The organism is Kribbella sp. NPDC004536, from assembly GCF_042873835.1.
In the GTDB taxonomy this organism is placed as follows: Bacteria; Actinomycetota; Actinomycetes; order Propionibacteriales; family Kribbellaceae; genus Kribbella.
Window position 1 is genome coordinate 1,795,996 of record NZ_JBIALY010000002.1, and the last position, 22,881, is coordinate 1,818,876.

22 protein-coding genes are annotated in these 22,881 nt (G+C 69.8%); 11 read left to right on the forward strand and 11 right to left on the reverse strand.

Annotation, left to right across the window (positions count from 1 at the left end; all coding sequences use genetic code 11):
- Positions 1–9: 9 nt before the first annotated feature.
- The 3 genes from fabI to ACFYRU_RS23390 are packed head-to-tail and all read right to left on the reverse strand — an operon-like array spanning position 10 to position 1,757.
- A complete protein-coding gene (gene fabI, locus ACFYRU_RS23380) occupies positions 10–780 on the reverse strand; it encodes an enoyl-ACP reductase FabI (protein WP_387662298.1) in 771 nt (256 codons plus the stop codon).
- A complete protein-coding gene (fabG, locus tag ACFYRU_RS23385) occupies positions 780–1,484 on the reverse strand; it encodes a 3-oxoacyl-[acyl-carrier-protein] reductase (protein WP_387662300.1) in 705 nt (234 codons plus the stop codon). Before fabG ends, fabI begins: the two co-directional genes overlap by 1 nt.
- 60 nt (positions 1,485–1,544) lie before the next feature.
- Positions 1,545–1,757, reverse strand: coding sequence for a dodecin (locus ACFYRU_RS23390; RefSeq protein ID WP_350863729.1), 213 nt, complete (start codon positions 1,755–1,757; stop codon positions 1,545–1,547).
- Positions 1,758–1,830: 73 nt separating this feature from the next.
- Here ACFYRU_RS23390 and ACFYRU_RS23395 point away from each other — a divergent pair, with 73 nt between their 5' ends.
- Together ACFYRU_RS23395 and ACFYRU_RS23400 are read left to right on the forward strand one after the other, a co-directional pair.
- The gene (locus tag ACFYRU_RS23395) at positions 1,831–2,214 is read left to right on the forward strand and encodes a DUF3099 domain-containing protein (RefSeq protein WP_387662302.1); all 384 of its coding nucleotides are present in this window, start codon (positions 1,831–1,833) and stop codon (positions 2,212–2,214) included.
- Between the two features lie 178 nt (positions 2,215–2,392).
- Positions 2,393–2,596 (forward strand): hypothetical protein, encoded by a 204-nt coding sequence (locus ACFYRU_RS23400; protein ID WP_387662304.1) that lies wholly within the window; start codon positions 2,393–2,395, stop codon positions 2,594–2,596.
- A gap of 68 nt (positions 2,597–2,664) precedes the next feature.
- On the opposite strand, the gene moaA is transcribed toward ACFYRU_RS23400, so the two are convergent.
- A complete protein-coding gene (moaA, locus tag ACFYRU_RS23405; protein ID WP_387662306.1) occupies positions 2,665–3,684 on the reverse strand; it encodes a GTP 3',8-cyclase MoaA in 1,020 nt (339 codons plus the stop codon).
- 57 nt (positions 3,685–3,741) lie between these two features.
- Between moaA and ACFYRU_RS23410 the strand changes: the two genes are divergently transcribed.
- The 3 genes from ACFYRU_RS23410 to ACFYRU_RS23420 are packed head-to-tail and all read left to right on the forward strand — an operon-like array spanning position 3,742 to position 7,145.
- Positions 3,742–4,542 carry an SURF1 family protein gene (locus ACFYRU_RS23410; RefSeq protein ID WP_387662308.1) on the forward strand — a complete coding sequence of 267 codons (801 nt, stop codon included), beginning with the start codon at positions 3,742–3,744 and terminating at the stop codon, positions 4,540–4,542.
- Entirely contained in the window at positions 4,460–6,313 is a 1,854-nt protein-coding gene (locus ACFYRU_RS23415; protein ID WP_387662309.1) for a glycoside hydrolase family 15 protein, read from the forward strand. The genes ACFYRU_RS23410 and ACFYRU_RS23415 overlap by 83 nt, the downstream gene beginning before the upstream one ends.
- Before the next feature lie 49 nt (positions 6,314–6,362).
- Complete coding sequence (locus tag ACFYRU_RS23420) at positions 6,363–7,145, forward strand: SDR family oxidoreductase (RefSeq protein WP_387662311.1); 783 nt, start codon at positions 6,363–6,365, stop codon at positions 7,143–7,145.
- Between the two features lie 90 nt (positions 7,146–7,235).
- Here the strand turns inward: ACFYRU_RS23420 and ACFYRU_RS23425 are convergent, their stop codons facing one another.
- Positions 7,236–7,709 carry a carboxymuconolactone decarboxylase family protein gene (locus ACFYRU_RS23425; RefSeq protein WP_387662313.1) on the reverse strand — a complete coding sequence of 158 codons (474 nt, stop codon included), beginning with the start codon at positions 7,707–7,709 and terminating at the stop codon, positions 7,236–7,238.
- 64 nt (positions 7,710–7,773) lie between these two features.
- Entirely contained in the window at positions 7,774–8,862 is a 1,089-nt protein-coding gene (locus ACFYRU_RS23430; protein WP_387662314.1) for a DNA polymerase domain-containing protein, read from the reverse strand.
- A 157-nt stretch (positions 8,863–9,019) separates the two neighbouring features.
- Here ACFYRU_RS23430 and ACFYRU_RS23435 point away from each other — a divergent pair, with 157 nt between their 5' ends.
- From ACFYRU_RS23435 to ACFYRU_RS23460, 6 genes are all read left to right on the forward strand, one after another.
- The gene (locus ACFYRU_RS23435; protein WP_387662316.1) at positions 9,020–10,615 is read left to right on the forward strand and encodes a M4 family metallopeptidase; all 1,596 of its coding nucleotides are present in this window, start codon (positions 9,020–9,022) and stop codon (positions 10,613–10,615) included.
- A 102-nt stretch (positions 10,616–10,717) separates the two neighbouring features.
- On the forward strand, positions 10,718–12,442 hold the full coding sequence (locus ACFYRU_RS23440) for an FAD-dependent oxidoreductase (protein ID WP_387662318.1): 1,725 nt from the start codon (positions 10,718–10,720) through the stop codon (positions 12,440–12,442).
- The gene (locus ACFYRU_RS23445; protein WP_387662320.1) at positions 12,435–13,817 is read left to right on the forward strand and encodes an adenylate/guanylate cyclase domain-containing protein; all 1,383 of its coding nucleotides are present in this window, start codon (positions 12,435–12,437) and stop codon (positions 13,815–13,817) included. The genes ACFYRU_RS23440 and ACFYRU_RS23445 overlap by 8 nt, the downstream gene beginning before the upstream one ends.
- A 73-nt stretch (positions 13,818–13,890) precedes the next feature.
- Entirely contained in the window at positions 13,891–16,275 is a 2,385-nt protein-coding gene (locus ACFYRU_RS23450; protein WP_387662321.1) for a lamin tail domain-containing protein, read from the forward strand.
- A 71-nt stretch (positions 16,276–16,346) separates the two neighbouring features.
- On the forward strand, positions 16,347–16,763 hold the full coding sequence (msrB, locus tag ACFYRU_RS23455) for a peptide-methionine (R)-S-oxide reductase MsrB (protein ID WP_387662323.1): 417 nt from the start codon (positions 16,347–16,349) through the stop codon (positions 16,761–16,763).
- Positions 16,764–16,799: 36 nt separating this feature from the next.
- Positions 16,800–18,845, forward strand: coding sequence for an AAA family ATPase (locus ACFYRU_RS23460; protein WP_387662325.1), 2,046 nt, complete (start codon positions 16,800–16,802; stop codon positions 18,843–18,845).
- On the opposite strand, the gene ACFYRU_RS23465 is transcribed toward ACFYRU_RS23460, so the two are convergent.
- From ACFYRU_RS23465 to hemE, 5 genes are read right to left on the reverse strand one after another with little or no spacing between them, the layout of a single operon-like run.
- Positions 18,842–19,189 carry a VOC family protein gene (locus ACFYRU_RS23465; RefSeq protein WP_387662327.1) on the reverse strand — a complete coding sequence of 116 codons (348 nt, stop codon included), beginning with the start codon at positions 19,187–19,189 and terminating at the stop codon, positions 18,842–18,844. The two genes, ACFYRU_RS23460 and ACFYRU_RS23465, sit on opposite strands and share 4 nt — an antisense overlap.
- Before the next feature lie 19 nt (positions 19,190–19,208).
- Positions 19,209–19,913 carry a hydrogen peroxide-dependent heme synthase gene (gene hemQ / locus ACFYRU_RS23470; RefSeq protein WP_387662329.1) on the reverse strand — a complete coding sequence of 235 codons (705 nt, stop codon included), beginning with the start codon at positions 19,911–19,913 and terminating at the stop codon, positions 19,209–19,211.
- On the reverse strand, positions 19,910–21,310 hold the full coding sequence (gene hemG / locus ACFYRU_RS23475) for a protoporphyrinogen oxidase (RefSeq protein ID WP_387662331.1): 1,401 nt from the start codon (positions 21,308–21,310) through the stop codon (positions 19,910–19,912). Before hemG ends, hemQ begins: the two co-directional genes overlap by 4 nt.
- Positions 21,307–21,804, reverse strand: coding sequence for a GNAT family N-acetyltransferase (locus tag ACFYRU_RS23480; protein WP_387662333.1), 498 nt, complete (start codon positions 21,802–21,804; stop codon positions 21,307–21,309). Before ACFYRU_RS23480 ends, hemG begins: the two co-directional genes overlap by 4 nt.
- On the reverse strand, positions 21,791–22,852 hold the full coding sequence (hemE, locus tag ACFYRU_RS23485; protein ID WP_387662335.1) for a uroporphyrinogen decarboxylase: 1,062 nt from the start codon (positions 22,850–22,852) through the stop codon (positions 21,791–21,793). The genes ACFYRU_RS23480 and hemE overlap by 14 nt, the downstream gene beginning before the upstream one ends.
- Positions 22,853–22,881: the final 29 nt, after the last annotated feature.

Here is a 22,881-nt window from a genome sequence, read left to right on the forward strand (position 1 = left end):
AGACACCTATCACGCTCCCATCGCGTGGTAGCCGCCGTCGACGTGGATGATCTCGCCGGTCGTCGAGGGGAAGAAGTCGGAGAGCAGGGCGACGATCGTGCGGCCGGTCGGCTCGAGGTCGGACGGGTCCCAGCCCAGCGGGGCGCGGTCCAGCCACGGTTCCTCGAACTTCTCGAAGCCCGGGATCGCCTTCGCGGCCAGCGTCTTCAGCGGACCGGCCGACACCAGGTTGCACCGGATGCCCTGCGCACCCAGGTCGCGGGCGAGGTACCGGTTGGTGGACTCCAGCGCCGCCTTCGCGACACCCATCCAGTCGTACCCGGGCCAGGCGACGGTCGCGTCGAACGTCATCCCGACCACGCTGCCGCCACGGCCCATCAACGGCGCGCACGTGACCGCGAGCGCCTTCAGGCTGTACGCCGACACGTGCACGGCCTGCGCCACGTCGTCCCACGGCCCGTCCAGGAACTTGCCGCCGAGGATCGTCTCCGGGTTGCCGTACGCGATCGAGTGCACGACCCCGTCCAGCCCGTCGACGTGCTCGCGGACGGCGTCCGGCAGCGCGGCCAGGTGCTCCGCGTTCGTGACGTCGAGCTCCAGTACCGGCGGCTCGACCGGGAGCCGCTTCGCGATCCGCTTGGTGATGCTCAGCGCGCGGCCGAAGTTCGAGATGAGTACCGTCGCGCCCTGCTCCTGCGCGACCTTGGCGGTGGCGAAGCCGATCGAGGAGTCGAGGGTGACGCCCGCGACCAGAATCCGCTTGCCGTCGAGGATGCCCATCAGTTGCCCATCCCGATGCCGCCGTCGACCGGGATCACCGCACCGGTGATGTAGCCGGCCTCCTCCGACGACAGCCAACGCACCGCGTTCGCGATCTCAGACGTCAGGCCGAACCGCCCGAGCGGGATCTGGCTCAGGTACTGCTTCTGTGTCTCTTCCGGCAGTACGGCGGTCATGTCGGTCTCGACGAACCCGGGCGCGACCACGTTCGCGGTGATGCCGCGGCTGCCCAGCTCGCGGGCGATCGACCGGGCCATTCCGATCAGGCCGGACTTGCTGGCCGCGTAGTTCACCTGGCCGGGCGAGCCGAGCAGGCCGACCACCGAGGAGATGAACACGATCCGGCCCTTGCGCAGCCGCAGCATGCCCTTCGCGGCCCGGCGCGCGACCCGGAACGAACCGGTCAGGTTGGTCTGCACGACCTGGTCCCAGTCCTCGTCGGACATCCGCAGCAGCAACGTGTCGCGGGTGATGCCCGCGTTCGCCACCAGCACCTCGACCGGCCCGTGCTGCTCCGCGATGGTGTCGAACGCGGCGTCCACCTGCGCCTGGTCGGTGATGTCGCACTTCACGCCGAGGAAACCCTCCGGCGGCGGGCTGGAGTTGTAGGTCACGGCGACCTGGTCCCCCGCTTCCTTGAACGCGGTCGCGATCGCCAGCCCGATGCCCCGGTTACCTCCGGTCACCAGCACAGACCTGCTCACTAGCCCTCCTCACGTCGTCGGTCGGAGGAACGCTATCCCACTCGGCCCGGTGCTCAGGTGTCAGGAGTCTTCGAGCCGGAAGCCGACCTTCATCGTCACCTGGTAGTGGTCGATCTGGTTGTCGGAGAGGTGGCCGCGGATATCGGTGACCTCGAACCAGTCGAGATGCCGAAGGGTCTCCCCGGCCCGGGTGATCCCGTTCGTGATCGCCTGGTTCAGCCCCTCCTTGGAGGTGCCCACGATCTCTGTCACTCGGTACGTTCGATCGGTCATGACATACCTCTCCCTGCCTGGCTGCGCTTGGGCGGACGGCGCGGCGTACCGTTGTTCTTGGTGAGGAGGATAGATGTCGAGACGCCATGAGCGGAGCGGCGCGACGGTCATCTCGGTGACCAGTGCGCAGCCCGGCCGGTCCGAGGACCTGGACAGCCGGATCGTGCGGTACGCCTGGATGATGTCGATCCGGGTGGTGTGCTTCGTTCTCGCCGTGATCACCCCGTCGCCGTGGCGATGGATGTTCGTCGTCGGCGCGGTCGTCCTGCCGTACTTCGCGGTGGTGCTCGCGAACGCGCACCGGTCCGCCACGCAGGCCGGGTCGAACGCGTTCATCGCGCCCGCGCGACCCGCGATCACCGAGCGCCCGGCGGTCGTCGTACCGGCCGACCCGGAATCGGATCAGGGGCCTGATCAGGAGCCGGTTCAGGACGGCCGGACCGACACCGAAAAGTGATCTGGGCCGGGACTGGAAAACTTGGACTGATTCGTGTCAGAATCTCCCGCGTGCTCTGAAGTTCATGAGTGAAATTCAGGGACTTGATGCGGCGTCGGACGGCTCCCCCCGTGGCTGTCCGACGTCGCTTCATTTTTGCCCAGGCTATTGATTATTGAGACATCAGGAATGCAGGAATGTGACCGAAGAAGCCGAACCGACCACATGCTCCGCCAGGGGCTGCAGCAACCCGGCCACCTGGGCGTTGCGCTGGAACAACCCCAAGATCCATACGCCGGACCGGCGCAAGACCTGGCTCGCGTGCGACGAACACAAGGACAGCTTGTCCGACTTCCTGGCGCGCCGGTCATTCCTGCGCGAGGTCGAACCATTCAAGCCATGAATGTCGAGCACGCCACGCAAGAACTTACCGAAAAACTACATTTCCGGATTAGGCCGGTGCACTGATCATCAACCGCCGATCGCGGACATCGGCCGGGAGGGTTGCAGGAAGCTCGGGTCGTTGATGCCGTGGCCCGGCAGTTTGCCGGCCATCGCGCGCCGCCAGCGGTCCGCGAGTTCCGCGTCGTCGGCGCCGGCCCGCAGCGCCGTGCGCAGATCGGATTCGGTGCGCGCGAACAGGCAGTCCCGGACCTGGCCGTCGGCGGTCAGCCGGACCCGGTCGCAGTCGCCGCAGAACGGCCGGGTGACCGAGGCGATGATGCCGACGGTCTGCGGACCACCGGCGACCAGGAACGACTCGGCCGGCGCGCTCCCGCGCTTCGACGCGTCGTCCGGGGTCAGGTGGAACCGCTCGGTCAGCATGCCGAGGATCTCGTCGGCGGTGATCATCGTCGACCGATCCCAACCGTGCTGCGCGTCCAGCGGCATCTGCTCGATGAACCGCAGTTCGTAACCACGCTCGAGGCAGAACTCCAGCAATTGCGGCGCTTCGGTGTCATTCATACCGCGCATGAGGACGGCATTCACCTTCACCGGGGTCAGACCCGCGTCGTTCGCGGCCTCCAGTCCGGCGATCACGTCCTTCATCCGGTCGCGACGCGTGAGCTTCTTGAACGTCTCGGCGTCGACCGTGTCGAGGCTCACGTTCACCCGGTCCAGACCGGCTTCCTGCAGTGCTTTCGCCTGCCGGGCAAGGCCGATCCCGTTGGTGGTCAGCGACACCTCGGGGCGCGGCGCGAGTTGCGTCGTACGGGCAACGATGTCGACCAGGCCGCGGCGCAGCAGCGGTTCGCCGCCGGTGAAGCGGATCTCCTGGACGCCGAGCTGCGTGACGGCGACCGACACCAGCCGGACGACCTCGTCGTCGGTGAGCAGTTCCGGCTTCGCCAGCCAGTCCAGGCCTTCCTCCGGCATGCAGTACGTGCAGCGGAGGTTGCAGCGGTCCGTCAGCGAGACGCGGAGGTCCGTCGCGACCCGGCCGTAGCGGTCCGCCAGGCCCGTTCGCGTCGCTTCCTGAATCGCTGTCATCTCCCCAGAATACGTGCCGGGCGCCGGGCGTTTCAGGGGATGGCTTAAGTTCGGGACGTGGGCCGTATCGTGAACATCCGCTGGATCGCCGCCGCGTTGGGGGTCCTGTTGCTGGCAACCGTGTGCGTGGAACTCGGTCGCTGGCAGCTGCACCGGCTCGACGAACGCAAGGCGCGCAACGCGGTGACCAGGACCAACCTGGCCGCACAGCCCGCGCCCATCGACCAGGTCCTCGGGCCGCAGGGCGTGGTGGGAGACCAGCACGCCTGGCGCACGGTGGTGGTCTCCGGGACGTACGACGCCTCGAAGCAGATCGTGCTCAAGTACCGCAACGTCGACGACCGGCCCGGCTTCGAGATCGTCACGCCGCTGGTGCTCGCCGACGGCAAGGCGCTGCTGGTCGACCGCGGGTTCATCCCCCGGCAGAGCTCGGAGCTGATGCCGCTGAACGTCCCCGCCGTACCGACCGGCGAGGTGACCGTGACCGGGCGGCTGCAGCGCAGCGAGCGCGGCGGTCACACCACCGGCGGTACGCCCGACGACGGGACCGCGCGGCTGATCAACGGGCCGGACTTCGCGAAGGTCCTCGGCCTGAACCTGTACGACGGCTACGTGCAGATCACCAAGCAGGACCCGGCGAACGATCCGGCCTTCAGCGGGTTCCCGGGACCGGAGATCGACGACGGTCCACACTTCTTCTACGCACTGCAGTGGTTCTTCTTCGCGCTGCTGGCGATCGGTGGGCTGGTCTACTTCACCAAAACGGGAGGCCGTCGTGACAACTCGGGGGACAAGTCGGAGTCCTCGGAACGCGACGCAGTCGAGGAGCCCGCGGCCCACGCCGGAGCGGCGGATTGAGGACTACGCGCTGATCGGTGACCTGCAGACCGCCGCGCTGGTGTCGAAGCAGGGCTCGATCGACTGGCTGTGCTTCCCGCGGTTCGACTCCCCCGCGTGCTTCGCGGCGCTGCTCGGCACCGACGACAACGGCCACTGGCGGATCGCGCCGCAGGATGCCGACGCGGTCAGCAGCCGGCACTACCGCGGCGACACGCTGGTACTGGAGACCGAGTGGTCGACGCCGGGCGGCTCGGTCCGGGTGATCGACTTCATGCCGCCGCGCGACACCGCGCCGGACGTCGTGCGGATCGTCGAGGGCATCAGCGGATCCGTGGAGATGCGGTCCGAGCTGAGGCTGCGGTTCGACTACGGGCACGTCGTCCCGTGGGTACGGCGCTCCGACGGGCAGATCGACGCGATCGCCGGGCCGGACGCGGTGTCGCTGCGGTCCGACGTGCACCAGTACGGCCGCGACCTCACGACGTACGGCGACTTCCGGATCGGCAAGGGCGACCGGGCCTGGTTCGTCCTGACCTGGCACCCGTCGCACCACCCGGTGCCGCAGGCGACGGACGCGATCGGTTCGCTCGGGCCGACCGAGGAGTTCTGGACCGAGTGGATCGGCCGCAGTACGAGCACGACCGAGCTGAGCGAGGAGGTCACCCGGTCGATCCTGACACTGAAGGCACTGACGTACGCGCCGTCCGGCGGCATCGTCGCCGCGCCGACCACGTCGCTGCCGGAATCGCTCGGCGGCGCGCGGAACTGGGACTACCGGTACTGCTGGTTGCGCGACGCAACGATGACGTTGTCCGCGATGCTCCGCGCCGGGTACACCGACGAGGCCGAGGCCTGGCGGAACTGGCTGCTCCGCGCCGTCGCCGGTTCGCCACAGGACGTGCAGATCATGTACGGCGTGACCGGTGAGCGCCGGCTGACCGAGTTCGAGGCCGGGTGGCTGCCCGGGTTCGCCGGGTCGGCACCGGTCCGGATCGGCAACGCGGCCGCGGAACAGTTGCAGATCGACGTGTTCGGCGAGGTGATGGACGTCCTCGCGCTCGCCCGGGAGGCGCAGATCGGCGCGACCGACGAGGCCTGGCAGGTGCAGCGCGGGCTGATGCGGCACCTGGACGAGGTGTGGAACCAGCCGGACGAAGGGATCTGGGAGGTCCGCGGCGGGCGGCAACACTTCACGTACTCGAAGGTGATGGCGTGGGTCGCGTTCGACCGGGCCGCGCGGGCGGTCGAGCGGTTCGGGCTGACCGGGCCGGCCAAGGAGTGGCGGGCGCGGGCGGACGAGATCCACCGGACGGTCTGCGAGCAGGCGTACGACCCGGACCGGAACACGTTCACGCAGGCGTACGGCAGCAAGGCGCTGGACGCCGCCGTGCTGCTGATCCCGCAGGTCGGGTTCCTGCCCGCGGACGATCCGCGGGTGGCCGGCACCGTGGACGCCGTCCAGCGCGAACTGGCCTCGGACGGCTTCGTCCGGCGCTACCTGACCGAGCACACCGACGACGGGCTGAGCGACGACGAAGGTACGTTCCTGATCTGCTCGTTCTGGCTGGCCGACGCACTGGCGATGATCGGCCGGGTCGGCGAGGCCCGCGACCTGTACGAGAAGCTCGTTGCCCTGCGCAACGACGTCGGCCTGCTCGCCGAGGAGTACGACGTGCGCTCCGGGCGGATGCTCGGCAACTTCCCGCAGGCGTTCTCGCATCTCGGCCTGGTGAACACCGCCTGGCACCTGACCACAGCCGAGTCCCCACTGCGGAAGTCCGCGTACTAGACGCCCTCCAAGTTCTTGCCGTTGGCTACAAGATGCGCGTGGTGGTGCAGTGCGGCAGGATGGTGTCGTGGACCTCGGACTGCGCGATCGCACCTACATCGTCACCGGCGCCAGCGCCGGACTCGGCTTCGCCACTGCGAAGGCGCTGGCCGCCGAAGGCGCGCGGCTGGTGATCTCCAGCCGCAGCGAGGAGTCGATCGCGCGGGCCGCCGCCGAACTGTCGGAGCTCGGTGGGGAGGTCGTCGGGATCCCCGTCGACAACGCCGACCCGGAGAGCGCCGAGCGGCTGGCCGCGACCGCGATCGCCAAGTGGGGCGACCTGCACGGTGCACTGATCAGCGTCGGCGGACCGCGGGCCGGGACCGCGCTGGACTCCGCCGAGGACGACTGGCGGGCCGCGTTCGACAGCGTGTTCCTCGGCGGCTTGCGGATCGCCCGCGCGGTCGCCCGGGCCGGGGCGGAGGGTACGTCGATCGCGTTCGTGCTGTCGTCGTCGGTGAAGTCCCCGATCAACGGGCTGGCGATCTCGAACGGCCTGCGCCCCGGGCTGGCGATGGTCGCGAAGACGCTCGCCGACGAGCTCGGCCCGAACGGCATCCGGGTGAACGGCCTGATGCCGGGCCGGATCTCCACCGACCGGCTGAAGGAACTCGACGGCAAGTCCGGCGACCCGGAAGCGGTCCGGCGCGCGTCGGAGAAGACCATCCCGCTGCGCCGCTACGGCACGCCGGACGAGTTCGGCCGGGTCGCCGCCTTCGTCCTCTCCCCGGCCGCCTCCTACCTGACCGGCGCCATCATCCCGATCGACGGCGGCGCCCTCCGCACGATCTGAACCGCCAGGCCATCACATTCGGGCGCGGCGGCACCGCCCACGCTCAGGCCCGCGGTTCGGCGGCGATTGTGATGGCCTGGGCGTCCGCCATCAGCCCCACTGGCCCGGGACGTAGTCGCCGGCGGGCTGTTGGGTGATGACGTTCAGGCGGTTCCAGGTGTTGATGCCGGCGATGGCGGCAACCAGAGCGGCCAACTGGTTCTCGTCGTAGTACTTGGCGGCGTTGAGCCAGACGTCGTCGGAGACTCCACCGGCCGCGTCGGCGAGCCGGGTGCCTTCCTCGGCGAGGGCGAGCGCGGCGCGTTCCGCGTCGGTGAAGACCGTCGCCTCGCGCCAGACCGCGACCAGGTTGATCCGGACCGCCGTCTCGCCGTGGTGGGCGAGGTCCTTCGAGTGCATGTCGACGCAGTACGCGCAGCCGTTGATCTGGCTGGCCCGCAGCTCGACCAGCTCGAGCGTCGCGAGCGGAACTCCGGCGTCGAGAACGGCCCGCCACGCGGAGTTGAGGTGCTTGATGAACTTGCCGAGCACCGGGTTGGTGAACATGTCCAGCCGTGCATCCATGACAACTGTCTCCTAGCGAATGAGCTTGTTCGATACCCATCCGACGAGACAGCCCACACAAGTGTCAGTCCGGGATCCGGTTTCCCTGCTCGTCCCAGTGCTCCGCGACCTTCTTGCTCGGTTGTACGCGCGGCGGTTCGCCCGGCATCTTCGGGTAGTCGGGCGGGAAGTTCAGCTCGCCGCCGGGCAGCTCCTCCCACAGCCGGAGCAGCGGGTCGAGGGCGTACGCCGTACTGTCCATGTCGGCCCACGGGTCGCCGTCGGCGAGGTACTCCGGGACGGTGTGCAGGTTGAACGCGCGCGGGTCGTCGACCTCGGCGAGCCGCTCCCACGTCATCGGCGTACTGACCGGGGCGCCCGGCCGCGGCCGCAGCGACCACGCACCGGCGACGGTCCGGTCGCGGAGGTTCTGGTTGAAGTCGAGGAAGATCGACGCCTCGCCGCGCTCCTCCTTCCACCAGGCCGTGGTGACGCCGTCGTCGCGGCGCTCGAGCTCGCGGCCGAGGCCGATCGCGGCGTGCCGGACCTCGTCGAACGACCACTCGGGCCGGATCCGGACGTAGATGTGGATGCCGCGGTTGCCGCTGGTCTTCGGGTACCCCCGCAGGCCCAGCTCGTCGAGCAGTTCGCGCGCGACGGCGGCCACCCGCCGGGCGTCGGCGAACGTCGCCCCGGGCTGCGGGTCGAGGTCGATGCGCAGCTCGTCAGGCCGGTCGAGATCGGTTTTCCGGACCGCCCACGGGTGGAAGGTCAGCGTGCCCATCTGCGCCGCCCAGACGGCCGCCGCGGGCTCCGACAGGCACAGCTCGTCGATCGGTCGGCCGTTCGGAGTCAGCACCCTGCAGGTCTCCAGCCAGTCCGGAGCGCCCTTCGGCAGGCGCTTGGAGTAGAACCCGTCGCCGGTCTGCCGGCCGATCGAGTCGACCGACAGCGTCATCCCCTCGCGCCACCCGCCGGGCCAGCGCTCGAGCGCCACCGGCCGGTCCCCCGAGGCACGCATGAACGCCGGCGCCACGGCGACGAAGTACTCGCAGACCTGCAGCTTGGTGACCTCCGGAGCCCAGTCGGTCGCCTCGTAGACGACCCGCTCGGGACTCGAGACCCGGACCTCACGCTCCCCCACGGTGAGCATCACCGCCGTGCTCTTCGCCATGCCGAGACGCTATCGCCCCGGACCGACCAAATCCGGATCCGCGGCGGAACGGCAACTTTTCCCAACCTCTGGCCACCTTAGGTGACCGGGCGGTAACGTTCCAGCACCTCGTTCCTGGGGCGTGAGGCCCCCGGGACACCTGACAAGGAGCGCGAGGATGAACAGATCCGCCCTGTTCGCCGCTGCGACAGCAGTGGCGACAACCACCGCCCTCGGACTGACCAGCGCATCTACTGCCACCGGTGCGCCGACGGCGTCCCCCGTCCCCACCCCGGCCGCGGCCGTCGCGAAGGCCAAGGAGGCGATCAGCAGCAACCTGACCGCACTGCGGGCCAGCACCGCGGACGCGTTCGTGGTCAAGGACGTGATCGTCGACAAGGACGGCAGCAGCCACGTCCGGATGGACCGCACGATCGGGGGTCTCCCGGTTCTCGGTGGCGACGTCGTCGTCCACGAGACCAAGGACGGCGCCTTCAAGGGCGCCAGCCTGACGCTCACGAAGAGCGCGAACATCAGCCGGACGCCGAAACTCGCTGCCGCCACCGCGACCGCGAAGGCGCTCACCAAGGGCCTGAAGGCCCAGGGCAAGCCCAGCCTGGTGATCGAGGCCCGCAAGGGCGCGCCGCGGCTGGCCTACCTGGTCACCACGGCCGGCACCCAGAAGGACGGCACGCCGAGCCTGATCACCACGACCGTCGACGCCCTGACCGGCGCCAAGCTGATCAGCGAACAGCACATCGAGACGGCCACCGGCGACGGCAAGAGCCTGTACTCCGGCACCGTGCCGCTGGACACCAGTACGGCGACCGGCGGCTACACGCTGACCGACGCGACCCGCGGCGGCGGCTGGACCGGCGACGCGAACAACAAGACCGACTCGATCCTGTGCCAGCTCTTCCAGCTGGGCTGCACGGCGGCGACGAAGTTCACCGACGCCGACAACCACTGGGGCACCGGCACGACCGCCGACCGGGCCAGTGCGGCCGTCGACGCGCACTACGGCGCCGCGACGACGTACGACTACTACAAGAACGTCCACGGCCGGAACGGGATCTTCGGCGACGGCAAGGGCGTCCCGAGCCGCGTGCACTACGGCTCCAACTACGTCAACGCGTTCTGGGACGGCAAGCAGATGACGTACGGCGACGGTGACAACGTCGCTGCCGGTCCGCTCGTCTCGCTGGACGTCGCCGGTCACGAGATGTCCCACGGCGTCACCGAGCACACCGCGAACCTCACGTACTCCGGTGAGTCCGGCGGCCTGAACGAGGCCACCAGCGACATCCTCGGCACGATGGTCGAGTTCTACGCGAACAACGCGTCGGACCCGGGTGACTACTACATCGGCGAGAAGATCATGAAGGACCGGGTTGCGCTGCGGTACATGGACAAGCCGAGCCGGGACGGCAACTCGCCGGACTGCTACTCCTCGAGCGTCGGAAACCTGGACGTGCACTACTCCTCCGGGATCGCCAACCACTTCGCGTACCTGCTCGCCGAAGGCACCGGCGCGAAGACGATCGGCGGCCTGCCGCACAACTCGCCGACCTGCAACGGTTCGACGCTGACTGGCATCGGGCATGACAAGCTCGGCAAGATCTGGTTCCGCGCGCTGACCACCTACATGACCAGCGGTACGACGTACGCGCAGGCCCGGACCGCGACACTGAACGCGGCCACCGACCTGTACGGCGCCAACAGCGCGGAGAAGGCCGCCGTCGCGGCCGCCTGGTCCGCGGTAGCCGTCAACTAGCAAGGAGCTTCGCCGGGGCCTGTCCCACTGGGGCGGACAGGACCCGGCGAACAAGCGTTTTGTCCATTGCCTCCTCGTGGGTCCGGACCTACCGTCACAGCTATGGGTGGGGACCCCGGGGACGGCCCACGGCTACGTGGTGCGCGGCCGCTGCTGCTCGTCGTGGACGCTGACCCGGAGCGTCTGGAACGGTGCGAGACAGAGCTCGACCGTGGTTTCGGCGCGGACTTCCGGGTCCGCGGTGAGCTGACGGCAGCGGCCGCGCTCGACTGCCTGCGGCGGGCGCACGACTGGGAACAACGGGTGGCCGTCGTACTGGTCGACCACGCCCTGCCCGACGACGAACGGGCCGGCGTGCTCGCGGCGTCGCGGACGCTGCACCCGGACGCACGCCGCGCCCTGCTGATCGAATGGGGTGCCTGGGCCGACCGTACGACCGCGTCGGCGATCCTGTCGGCGATGTCGGTCGGCGACATCAACTACTACGTGCTGAAGCCCTGGATCGCGCACGACGAACTGTTCCACCGGACCGTTGCGGAGTTCGTCCAGGAGTGGTCGCGGTACGAGGTCGCCAACCTGCGGGAGGTGGTCGTGATCGCGGCCGGCAACTCGGTCCGCGGTCAGGCGATCCGCAGCCTGCTGGCCCGCAACGGGATCCCGAGCGCGTTCCGGGAGAGCGGCTCGGCGCTCGCGAACGACGCACTGGAGTTCATCGGCGAACCGGATCCCGGTGCCGGAGTGCTGGTGTGGATGCCGGCCGTCGGCGGAACCGTACTGCACGATCCGACCGATGCTGAGATCGCGGAGGCGTGGGGAGTCCCGACGACGCTGGAGTCCGACGACCCGGCGTTCGACGTGCTGGTGATCGGGGCCGGGCCGGGTGGGCTCGCAGCCGCGGTGTACGGATCGTCGGAGGGGCTGCGGACGCTGGTCGTGGAGCGCGAGTCGATCGGCGGGCAGGCGGGGACGAGCTCGCTGATCCGGAACTACCTCGGGTTCTCCCGCGGCATCCGCGGATCGGAACTGGCCCAGCGCGGATACCAGCAGGCGTGGGTGTTCGGCGCCCACTTCGTCCTGATGCGGACCGTCCGGCAACTGGAGCGGCGCGACGGCCGGTTCCACGCGGTGATCGGCGACGTCGGTGAGGTCACGGCCCGTGCGGTCGTGCTCGCGACCGGCGTCTCGTACCGGCGGCTCGACGTACCGTCGCTCGAGCGGCTGGTCGGGAACGGCGTGTACTACGGCGCAAGCGTCTCGGAGGCGCACGGGCTGAAGGACCGGGACGCCTGCGTGGTCGGCGGTGGCAACTCGGCCGGGCAGGCGGTGCTGCATCTGGCCCGGTACTGCCGGCACGTACTGCTGGTGATCCGCGGCGAGGCCCTGTCGGCGAGCATGTCGCAGTACCTGATCGACGCGATCGATGCCGCGGGCAACGTCACGGTCCGGTCGTCCAGCGAGGTGGTGGACGGTGGCGGCGACGGGCGGCTGCAGCGGTTGACGCTGCGGGACCGGAAGACAGGTACCGACGAGGACCTGCCGATCGACGGGCTGTTCGTGATGATCGGTGCGGTGCCAGGGACGAGTTGGCTGCCGGACGAGGTCGCGCGGGACAAGCTCGGCTTCGTACTGACAGGCTCCGACGCGGGTGCGGATCCGCTCTGGCCGGAGAGGCGCCCGCCGCTGCCGTACGAGACGACGCTTCCCGGGCTGTTCTCGGTCGGCGACGTGCGATCCGGATCGGTCAAACGAGTGGCGTCCGCGGTCGGCGAAGGGTCGGTGGTGGTGTCGCAGATCCACACGCACCTCAAGGTCGCCCCCGATGCGTGAGCGGCGGTTCGTCTACACGCCCGCCATGGTCGGGCTGACGGCGCTCGCCCTGCTGATTCCGATCGCGGGCCTGTGGTTGCTGCGCCGCGAACCCACGCTCGATGTGCACTGGGAACATCACCCAACGCACTTCTGGCTGGTACTGCTCACCGCGTCACTGGGCGCGGTACTGGCGTATCTGACGGGTGCTGCGGCGCTGCGGCGAGGTGATGCGCGGGTGTTGTTCGTGTCGCTGGCCTTCCTGTCCGCGGCCGGGTTCCTCGGCCTGCACGCGCTGGCGACGCCCAAGGTCCTGCTGGACACCCCGAACGCCGGGTTCACCCTCGCGACGCCGGTGGGCGTGGCGCTGGCTTCGGTGTTCGCGTTCCTGTCCAGCCTGACCGTCTCCGGCACCACTTGGGGACGGCGAGCGCGGGCCGGGCTGCTCGTACTGATGGCGTTGTGGGCCGTGGCCTCCGTACTGCGGCTGCCGCCCTTGCACGCGACGTCGGTCCCCGAGGTCGCCGACGGCATCCTGCGCGGCCTCGCCGTACCCGCCGTCCTGCTGTACGGCGTCGCGGCGGCCCGCTACCTGCGGACCTGGTGGGCGCGGCCGTCGCTGATGGTGCTGTCGATGATCTCCGCGTTCGTGCTGCTCGGCGAGGCGATGATCGCGCTGGTGTTCGCGCGGAACTGGGCGCTGTCGTGGTGGGAGTGGCACGTGCTGATGCTGGCCGCGTTCGTCCTGGTCGTGGCCGGGGTACGGATCCAGTGGTACGAGGAACGGTTCGCGGATCTCTACCAGCCGGACACCGTGTCGGGGCGCCGGGAACTCAGCGTGCTGTTCGCCGACCTGCAGGGGTTCACGACGTTCTCCGAGCAACACGACCCGGCCGAGGTCACGGCGATGCTCAACACGTACTTCGAGGTCGTCGTCCCGCCCGTGGTCCGGCGGCACGGCGGTGAGGTCGACCGGATCATCGGGGACGCGCTGATGGTCACGTTCAACAAGCGCGGCGACCAACCGGATCACGCCGCCCGCGCTGCCGCGGCCGGGCTTGCGTTGCAGGAGGCTGCGACCGCCGTTCGCGCGGCTCATCCCAACTGGCCGCAGTTCCGGGTCGGGATCAACAGTGGGATCGCGTCGGTCAGCCTGCTCGGCACGGAGGGCGGGCGGACGTTCACCGTCATCGGTGACACGGTGAACGTCGCGTCCCGGATCGAAGGCAAGGCACCTGCTGGTGGGGTCGCCATCGGGGTGGCCACGAAAGCGCTACTGCCGCAGGCACGCACCGAGTCCCTCGGACTGGTGAGTTTGAAGGGGAAGGCCGAGCCCCTCGAGGTGTACAGGTTGCTCGGGCTGGACGCGGCATCGCCGCCGACGTCGCGTGCATGATCACCCCTGCCTTCGGCACGTGTTCACGTGTTGGACCTTGGAACGACCACGTGCCGGTGTGAGAATCCGGGCCATGTCTGCCCTGATCCGACCGCGGCGCCGCCTGGGCGTACTCGTGGTCACTTCGAGTCTCGTCCTGGCCGGCGCCGCCGCGCTGGTGGCCCGGCCTGCTGACGCCGCATCCACCGATGTGGTCATCACCGAGGTGTACGGCGGTGGCGGCAACAGCGGCGCGCCGTACACCAACGACTTCGTCGAGCTGACCAACAACAGCTCCGCGCCGGTCGACGTGAGCGGCTGGTCGATCCAGTACGCGTCCGCGGCCGGTACGTCGTGGCAGGTCACGAAGCTGACCGGCAGCATCGCGCCGGGCGCCGCGTACCTGGTCCAGGAGAGCGGCGGCGTGAACGGCCAGCCGATGCCGACGCCGGACGTGACCGGGACGATCCCGATGTCCGCGACGGCCGGGAAGGTCGCGCTGGTCACCAACCAGACCGCGCTCGCCTGCGGCTCCGTCTGCCACGCCGACCCGGCGGTCCGCGACTACGTCGGCTTCGGTACGGCGAACGACTCCGAGACCGCGCCGGCGCCGGGTCTGTCGAACACGACCTCGGCCGCCCGGTCGAACCCCAAGCAGGACACCGACAACAACAGCGCGGACTTCACCGCGGGCAACCCGTCGCCGGGCACGCTCACCGGCGGACCGGCCCAACCGCCGCTCGACGCGAAGATCCACGACATCCAGGGCGCCGCACACCGTTCGCCGCTGGACGGCAAGCGGGTCGGCAACGTCACTGGTGTGGTGACCGCCAAGAGCAGCAACGGGTTCTGGTTCCAGGACACCCAGCCGGACGACAACCCGGCCACCAGCGAAGGCATCTTCGTCTTCACCAGCTCCGCGCCGACCGTGTCGGTCGGCGACGCACTGAACGTCGAAGGCACGGTCGCCGAGTTCCGCCCGGGCGGCTCCGGCGGTACGACGAACCTGACGACGACCGAGCTGACCAACGCCAAGATCACCGTCACGGGCACGGCTCCCGTACCGGCTCCGACGATCGTCGGTCCGGGCGGCCGGGTGCCGCCGTCGACCGTGATCGAGGACGACTCGAACGGCGACGTCGAGACGACCAGCACCGCGTTCGACCCGGCGAACGACGGCATGGACTTCTGGGAGTCGCTCGAGGGCATGTGGATCGGCATCGACCAGCCGGAGGTCACCGGCCCGACCAGCTCGTTCCGCGAGCTGTCGGTCGTACCGGCCGGCTCCGGCGTACGTACCGTGCGCGGCGGGATCCTGCTGCAGAAGACCGACTCGAACCCGGAGCGGATCCTGCTGGACGACGTCCTGACGCCGATCCCGGACGCGAAGACCGGGGACAAGCTGGCCAGTACCGTGACCGGTGTCGTCGACTACTCGTTCGGCAACTTCAAGTTCCTGCCGACCACGACGCCGACCGTGATCGACGGCGGCGTGCAGCGTGAGGTCACCAAGGCCTCGTCGCCGGTCCAATTGTCGGTGGCGACGTTCAACGTGGAGAACCTGGATCCGTCCGACGGCGACGCCAAGTTCGACGGGCTCGCGCAGGCCGTCGTGCACAACCTCGCGGCGCCGGACATCCTCGGGCTCGAAGAGGTGCAGGACAACGACGGCGCGGTCAACTCCGGTACGACGGCCGCCGACAAGACGCTGAACATGCTGACCGCGGCGATCGTGAAGGCGGGCGGACCGCAGTACGCATGGCGGGAGATCGACCCGGTGAACAACGCCGAGGGCGGCGAGCCGGGCGGCAACATCCGGGTCGCGTTCATGTACCGCACCGACAAGCCGCTGAAGTTCGTCGACACGCCGGGTGGCGGCTCGACCACCGCGACCGCGATCGTCACCGACCACGCGGGGCGTCCGCACCTGAGCTCCTCGCCGGGGCGGGTCGACCCGGCCAACCCGGCCTGGGCCGCGACCCGGGTGCCGCTGGCGGGCGAGTTCAAGTGGCACGGGCAGACCGTGTTCGTGGTGGTGAACCACTTCAGCTCCAAGGGTGGCGACGACCCGCTCTGGGGCCGGTTCCAGCCGCCCGTGCAGTCCAGCGCCCCGAAGCGGCACGAGCAGGCCGCCGCGGTGCGCGGCTTCGTGGACCAGATCCTGGCCAAGGACAAGGGCGCGAACGTCGTCGTACTCGGTGACCTGAACGACTTCGACTGGTCGCAGACCGCCGACATCCTGGTCGGCTCGGGCAACACCGCGCTCGTCGACCTGCCCCGGACGCTGCCGCTGCCCGAGCGGTACAGCTACGTGTTCGAGGGGAACAGCCAGATCCTGGACCAGATCCTGATCTCGCAGAACCTCCGCCCGGCGTCCTCGTACGACGTGGTGCACATGAACGCGGAGTTCCCGGACCAGATCTCCGACCACGACCCGCAGGTGGTGAAGCTGATCCCGCTGCCCTCCTGGGTGCGCTGACCCCACTTACACCAGTGTTACGTCGGTCGCCCGGGCGGGGTTTTCGCGTCCGGGCGACCGATACTGGTGTCGTGACAGATGACACCAAGCAGTACGCCGTCCAGAAGTCCGACGCGGAGTGGAAGGCCCAGCTCTCCCCCGCCGAGTTCCACGTCCTGCGCCAGGCCGGTACCGAGCGGCCGTTCGTCGGCGAGTACACCGACACCAAGACCGTCGGTGTCTACAAGTGCCGCGCCTGCGACGCCGAGCTGTTCCGCAGCGAGACCAAGTTCGACTCGCACTGCGGCTGGCCGTCCTTCTTCGCCCCGCTCGCCGAGGACCGCGTCGAGTACATCGAGGACTCCACCCTCGGCATGAAGCGGGTCGAGGTCCGCTGCGCCAACTGCGGCTCCCACCTCGGCCACGTCTTCGAGGGCGAGGGCTACGGCACCCCGACCGACCTGCGGTACTGCATCAACAGCATCAGCCTCACCCTCGCCCCGTTGTAGATTGGATCGGCTGGTCGAGTCTGGGGAAGGAAATCGGTGGCTGACGAGGTCCGTAGACCGCGGGTTCTGGATGTGCTGTCGGCAGTGGAGCCGTGGGAGGTGCCGTCGGCCTGGGTCGAGGGCGTTCGGGCTCAGCTGAAGGCGTGGGCCGCCGATCCCGAGGCGTTGCGGCCGTTGCGCGCGGAGGCCTTCCCGGACTTCGTCAAGGGCACCCCGGCGGCCGTCTGGTTCACCCATCAGGTGGCGCCGCTGCTGACCGGCTGGATCCCGGTCCTGCACGGCGAGTATGCCGACCTGTCCACCGAGCTGACCCACGACTTCTACCGGCCGTCCTCGCGCCTGGGCGGGAACGGCCACGTGATCTACGTGGCCCCGACCGACTGGCACCTGCAGGCGATCGCCGGAGCGCGCGGCTTCCGCGAGCTCGGTCGCAAGCACGCGCTGCAGGTGTCCCGGGACGTGGTCCGGTTGTTCGTCGACGCTCCCCCGATGGCCGCCCGCGCCGAGGCACTGACCACGGCGTTCGACCGGGTCCTCGCCGACCGTGAGGCGACCCACCTGCACATCACCGGCGAGTACGACGAGATCGCGAAGTACTGGCGTACCGACGCCCTGCGGCCCGGCGAGCGGGCGGTACTGCCCGAGCTGGCCGGCCCGACCGCCGCCCTGCGGTACTCGATCAACTCGATCCGCGACACCCACGCCCGGCTGCTGATGACGAGCCCGGACGAGTACGCCGGCGACTTCGCCCAGGTGCTGGCCGAGCTGATCCTGGCATCCGGTCTGCGCGGCATCCCGCAATCGGTGGCGAACATCCTCGGCGACGCGACCATCGACGTCCACCACGCGCTCGAGGAGATCGCGCCGCGGTTCAGCCTGCAGACCTGGCACGGTCACGTCAACCAGTGGATGTCGCGCGCGATCCGCAGCGGGCAGTCGCCGCTCGCCCGGGCCTGGGGCGCCGCTGCTGCGCGGGTCGGAGTACACCTGTCCGGCGTACTGGCCAAGCAGCCGTGGCCGGAGCCGGAGATTCCCGACCTGACCACGCTGTTCCGGATCCTCGACCGGGAACGCTGGAGTGCCCTCGAAACCGCCGCCGCGGCCGAGCAGGACAACTCGCTCTCGGCCGCCTGGGACAGCGTCAAGAAGGACGCCGCGGAGGAGCGGGCGCCGGCGAAGAGCAGCGGCTTCGACGAGAACCAGCCGCTGCCGCCGAAACCGGTCGACCTGACCGACAACCCGATCGCCGAACTCGACTCGCTGATCGGCCTGGAGTCGGTCAAGGACGCGGTCCGCAAGATGGTCGCCGAGGTGAAGACCAACCTGCGCCGCACCGAGCTCGGTCTGCCCAGCCACGAGCGGGCCCGGCACATGGTGTTCGTCGGCAAGCCCGGTACGGCGAAGACGACGATCGCGCGGCTGCTCAGCCGGATCTACCACCAGCTGGGCGTCCTCGAGAAGGGCCACGTGGTCGAGGTCGACCGGTCCGACCTGGTCGGCGCCGCGGTCGGTTCGACCGCACCGATGACCGCGGCGAAGTTCCGCGAGGCGCTCGGCGGCGTGCTGTTCATCGACGAGGCGTACAGCCTGACGCCGGAGAACACCCCCGGCGACTACGGCCTCGAAGCGGTCGCGACGATCCTGAAGATGATGGAGGACCACCGCAACGACTGCATCGTGATCGTCGCCGGGTACCACCGCGAGATGCAGCGCTTCATGGAGTCGAACACCGGTCTGCAGTCCCGGTTCCCGAAGCTGCTGTCGTTCAGCGAGTACGACACCGACCAACTGGTCGCGATCTTCGAACTGCAGGCCCGGCAGAAGGGCATGATCTACGGCGAGGAAGTGCTGGACAAGGTCCGCAGCGTGATCCCGCCGGCGCCGCGCGGCCACAGCTTCGGCAACGGCCGTTTCATCCGGAACGTCCTCGAAGAGGCCGTCTCCAACCAGGCCACCCGGCTGTCCGCGAGCGACCCGGACAAGCTCACCGAACGCGACCTCCGCGAACTGATCCCCGCGGACGTCCGCCCCCCGACGTCGATGCGCGCCGAGGACTACCTACTGCAGAAGCCAGGCACCTAGACCGGGGTCGCGAGTGCTACTGGGTTGCCGTCCGGGTCGGCGAGGTAGGCCTGGCGTTCGCCCCAGGGCATCGTGGCCGGTTCCTGCAGGACCGGGTGGCCGGCCGTGCGGAAGCGTTCGACCTCGGCCTCGACGTCGTCGACGTACACGAACAGCTCGAAGCGTGGCGCCGTACCGACCGTGATGCCCAGCTGGGCCTCGGGCCAGTTCGCGTCGGACAGTCCGAGGGACGACTCGCCGCGCTCGAGGCCGACGTAGTGCGGGTCGCCCTCGAGCGGGAACTGGTACGTCGGCTCGTACCCGAGCAGGGCGTAGAACTCGACCGCCCGGCGAACGTCGGTCACGTACAGGACCGGGAACGCCTTAGACAAGGTTCGCGATCAGGTCGGCGACCTCGGTCCGCTTGCCGGTGTAGAACGGGACTTCCTCGCGGGTGTGCCGGCGCGCCGACGCCGCGCGCAGCTCACGCATCAGGTCGACGATCCGGTGCAGCTCGTCCGCCTCGAAGGCCAGCATCCACTCGTAGTCGCCGAGCGCGAACGCCGCCACGGTGTTCGCCCGCACGTCGGGGAAACCGCGCGCCATCTTGCCGTGCTCGGCGAGCATCGCGCGCCGCTCCTCGTCGGGCAGCAGATACCACTCGTAGGACCGGACGAACGGGTACACGCAGACGTACGCCCGCGGCTCCTCGTCGGCCAGGAACGCCGGGATGTGGCTCTTGTTGAACTCGGCCGGCCGGTGCAGCGCGAACTGCGACCAGACCGGGACCAGGTGCCGGCCCAGCCGCGACCGGCGGAGCGCGTGGTACGCCTGCTGCAGAGCGTCCGAGGACGGCGCGTGCCACCAGATCATGAAGTCGGCGTCGGCCCGGAACCCCTCGACGTCGTAGATCCCGCGGATCACCACGTCGTCGGCCGCCAGCTTCCCGACCAGATCGTTCAGCTCGGCGGTCAGCTCGTCCCGGTCCGCCTGGGAGTCTGGGCCCAGCGGCGTCTCGACCTTGAACACCGACCACAGGGTGTAGCGGATGACGTTGTTCAGCTCACGGGCTTTCGGCTTACCAGTCACGAACTCATTGTCTCCCTTGCGTTCAGGTGCTCCCGCACCCGGGTGGCCGCCTTGCCACCCGATGCCACACACGCGGCGATCCCGACACCCCGGTACGCCGCACCACAGACGGCCAGGCCCGGTACGCCGGACACCGCAGCCTCCACCCGGTCGACCCTTTGCAGGTGCCCAACGGCGTACTGCGGGAGTCCGCCGCCCCAGCGGGTCACGAGCGATCCGACTGGGTTTTGGAGCCCGATCGCCGTGGACAGGTCCGACACCGCGAGCTTCACCAGCTCCTCATCGGAGCGCTGCAGGACGTACTCCTCGCCGAGTCGACCGACGGAGGTCCGCAGTACGGCGAGCTCTCCCCCGGCCGCCGCGGACCACGCCCACTTGGCGTGCGAGTACGTCGCCGCCTTGATCGTCCGGTCCTCCACCGACGGGACCAGGAAACCCGACCCGGTCGCGCCCGCCGGCCAGTCGGCCTTGCGGACGGCCAGCGTGACGATCGCCATACTCGCGTACTCGATCGCGGCCAGCTCGGTCGTTGCCGCGGGCACCAGTTCGGCAAGCATCCGGGCGGCCGGGGTCGCGGGTACGGCGACCACGACCGCGTCCGCGCTGAGGTAGGTCGGCGCGGGCACCGGCCCGGCCTCGAGCTCGAACCCGTCGGCGGTGCACGTGATCCGCCGTACGGCGAGCTTGGTCCGGATCTGCACTCCGCGGGCGGTCAGGTCCTGCTCGAGAGCGGTGACGACCCGGTTGATGCCGCCGACGACGCCGGCGAAGACAGGCTGTCCGGCGCGCTTCTGGCCCAGCTCGCGGAGCTCGGCCGTGGCGGCGAGCAGGCTCGGGGCGGTCCGGAGCTTCGCGTACAGGTCGGGGACGGCGGCCGCGAGCGAGATTTCCTCGGCCTTCCCGGCGTACACCCCGCCGAGCAGGGGGTCGACCAGCTTGTCGGTGACCGCGCGTCCCATCCGCTCGGCGACGAACCGGCCGATCGCGACGTCCTCGGTCAGCGCGGGCGCCGGCAGGTCGGCCTCGTGCGCGACCTGCTCGGCGGCGGCCGGCCCGAGTACGTCGGCGGTCGCGGACGGCTCCACCGGTACGCCCATCACGGTCGGCGGGATCGCCCGGATCCGGTCGCCGACCCACAACCCGGCCGAGGTGGTTGCCGGATGCACCACGTCCAGCCCGAGCGCCTTGATCAGGTCGACGGCCTCCGGGCGACGGGCCAGCACCGACTCGGCGCCGAGGTCGACCGGTACGCCTTCGAGGTCCGCGCCGGCCAGCTTCCCGCCGAGCCGCGGCGAGGATTCGAGGATCGTGACCTGCGGCGGGTTCGGCCCGGTCACCAGCGCGTGCGCCGCCGCCAGCCCGCTGATCCCGCCACCGACCACCACGACCCGGCTCACAGTGCCTCCAGTACGTACTTCTTGCCCGGCCCGAGGTCGGTGCTCGAGACCCCGACCTGCCGGAAACCCACCCGGGTGAGGACCGTCTGCGACGCCGGGTTCCGGTCCGAGGCGCCGGCCCGCAGCGACGTCAGCCCGTACCCGCGGGCCAGCTCGACGACCGCCCTGACCGCGGCCGTTGCGAGCCCGTGTCCGGCCGCCTTCTCCGCGATCCGGTAGCCCAGCTCGGCCTGGCCGTCGGCGAGGTCGATCAGGTTCACCCGGCCGACGACCGCGCCGTCGCCGTCGACCAGGACGTGGAAGCGGCAGCTGCCCGCCTCCTGCTCGGCGAGCTGCGCCGCGTGCCGGGCCGGGAAGTCCGTGAAGTACTCGTCGCCGCGGTCCCAGATCCAGGATGCGAAGTACGCCCGATTCTCCAGCTCGAAGGCGAGTACGGCGTCCGCGTGGTCGGCGCGCAGCGGCTCCAGCGTGACGTCGTGGTCAGGCAGATACATGAGTCTCTTGAGAGGCCGCCTGCACGTATTGGGCGATGCGGTGCAACACCTCGGGATCCGCGTCCGGCGGCACCCCGTGGCCGAGGTTGAAGATGTGACCGGGCGCGGCCTTCCCCTCGGCGAGGATCCGGTCCAGCTCCGGCTCGATCGCGTCCCACCCGGCGAACAGCAGCGCCGGGTCGAGGTTGCCCTGCACCGGCTTCGGCCCGGCCCGCCGTACCGCCTCGTCCAGCGGGACCCGCCAGTCGACGCCGACCACGTCCGCGCCGGCCGCGCTCATCAGCCCGAGCAGCTCGCCGGTGTTCACGCCGAAGTGCACCCGCGGTACGTCGTACTGCTTGATCGCCTCGAACACCCGCGCGGTGTGCGGCATCACGAACCGCTCGTAGTCCCGCGGCGACAGCCCGCCCGCCCACGAGTCGAACAGCTGGATCGCCGACGCACCGGCCTCGATCTGGACCGACAGGTACGCGATCGCGACGTCGGCCAGCCGCTCGGCCAGCGAGTGCCACAGCGCCGGGTTGCCGTGCATCATCGCCTTGGTCTTCGCGAAGTCCTTGCTCGGCCCGCCCTCGACCAGGTACGACGCGACGGTGAACGGGGCGCCCGCGAACCCGATCAGCGGCGTACCGCCGAGCTCGGACACGAGCTGCTGGACGGACTCCGTGGTGTACGGCACATCGGCCGGCGTCACCGGCCGGACCCTGGCGACCCCCTCGGCGTCCCGGATCGGCTCCGCCACCACCGGGCCGACCCCGGGCTTGATGTCGACGTCGAAACCAGCCGACTTCAGCGGCGCCACGATGTCGGAGTAGAACACCGCCGCGTCGACCCCGTAACGGCGCACCGGCTGCAGCGTTATCTCGACGACGAGGTCGGGCCGCGTCAGGGACTCGAGCATCGAGATGCCCTCCCGGACCTTGCGGTACTCGGGCAGCGCGCGGCCGGCCTGGCGCATGAACCACACCGGGGTGTGCGGCGGACGCTCACCACGGGCGGCGAGCAGATAGGCGGAACGGTCGAGGCTGGCGGGTGACGTCGGAGGCACACAGCGATGATCGCACGCCCTCCTGGACG

What these genes read in the sequence shown, in the direction of transcription:
- ACFYRU_RS23430 (WP_387662314.1), bottom strand. Translation starts at nt 8,862, where the DNA reads ATGGCGAAGAGCACGGCGGTGATGCTCACCGTGGGGGAGCGTGAGGTC.
- ACFYRU_RS23480 (WP_387662333.1), bottom strand. Translation starts at nt 21,804, where the DNA reads ATGTATCTGCCTGACCACGACGTCACGCTGGAGCCGCTGCGCGCCGAC.
- ACFYRU_RS23435 (WP_387662316.1), top strand. Translation starts at nt 9,020, where the DNA reads ATGAACAGATCCGCCCTGTTCGCCGCTGCGACAGCAGTGGCGACAACC.
- ACFYRU_RS23440 (WP_387662318.1), top strand. Translation starts at nt 10,718, where the DNA reads ATGGGTGGGGACCCCGGGGACGGCCCACGGCTACGTGGTGCGCGGCCG.
- ACFYRU_RS23390 (WP_350863729.1), bottom strand. Translation starts at nt 1,757, where the DNA reads ATGACCGATCGAACGTACCGAGTGACAGAGATCGTGGGCACCTCCAAG.
- ACFYRU_RS23425 (WP_387662313.1), bottom strand. Translation starts at nt 7,709, where the DNA reads ATGGATGCACGGCTGGACATGTTCACCAACCCGGTGCTCGGCAAGTTC.
- ACFYRU_RS23395 (WP_387662302.1), top strand. Translation starts at nt 1,831, where the DNA reads ATGTCGAGACGCCATGAGCGGAGCGGCGCGACGGTCATCTCGGTGACC.
- ACFYRU_RS23450 (WP_387662321.1), top strand. Translation starts at nt 13,891, where the DNA reads ATGTCTGCCCTGATCCGACCGCGGCGCCGCCTGGGCGTACTCGTGGTC.
- moaA (WP_387662306.1), bottom strand. Translation starts at nt 3,684, where the DNA reads ATGACAGCGATTCAGGAAGCGACGCGAACGGGCCTGGCGGACCGCTAC.
- ACFYRU_RS23445 (WP_387662320.1), top strand. Translation starts at nt 12,435, where the DNA reads ATGCGTGAGCGGCGGTTCGTCTACACGCCCGCCATGGTCGGGCTGACG.
- fabI (WP_387662298.1), bottom strand. Translation starts at nt 780, where the DNA reads ATGGGCATCCTCGACGGCAAGCGGATTCTGGTCGCGGGCGTCACCCTC.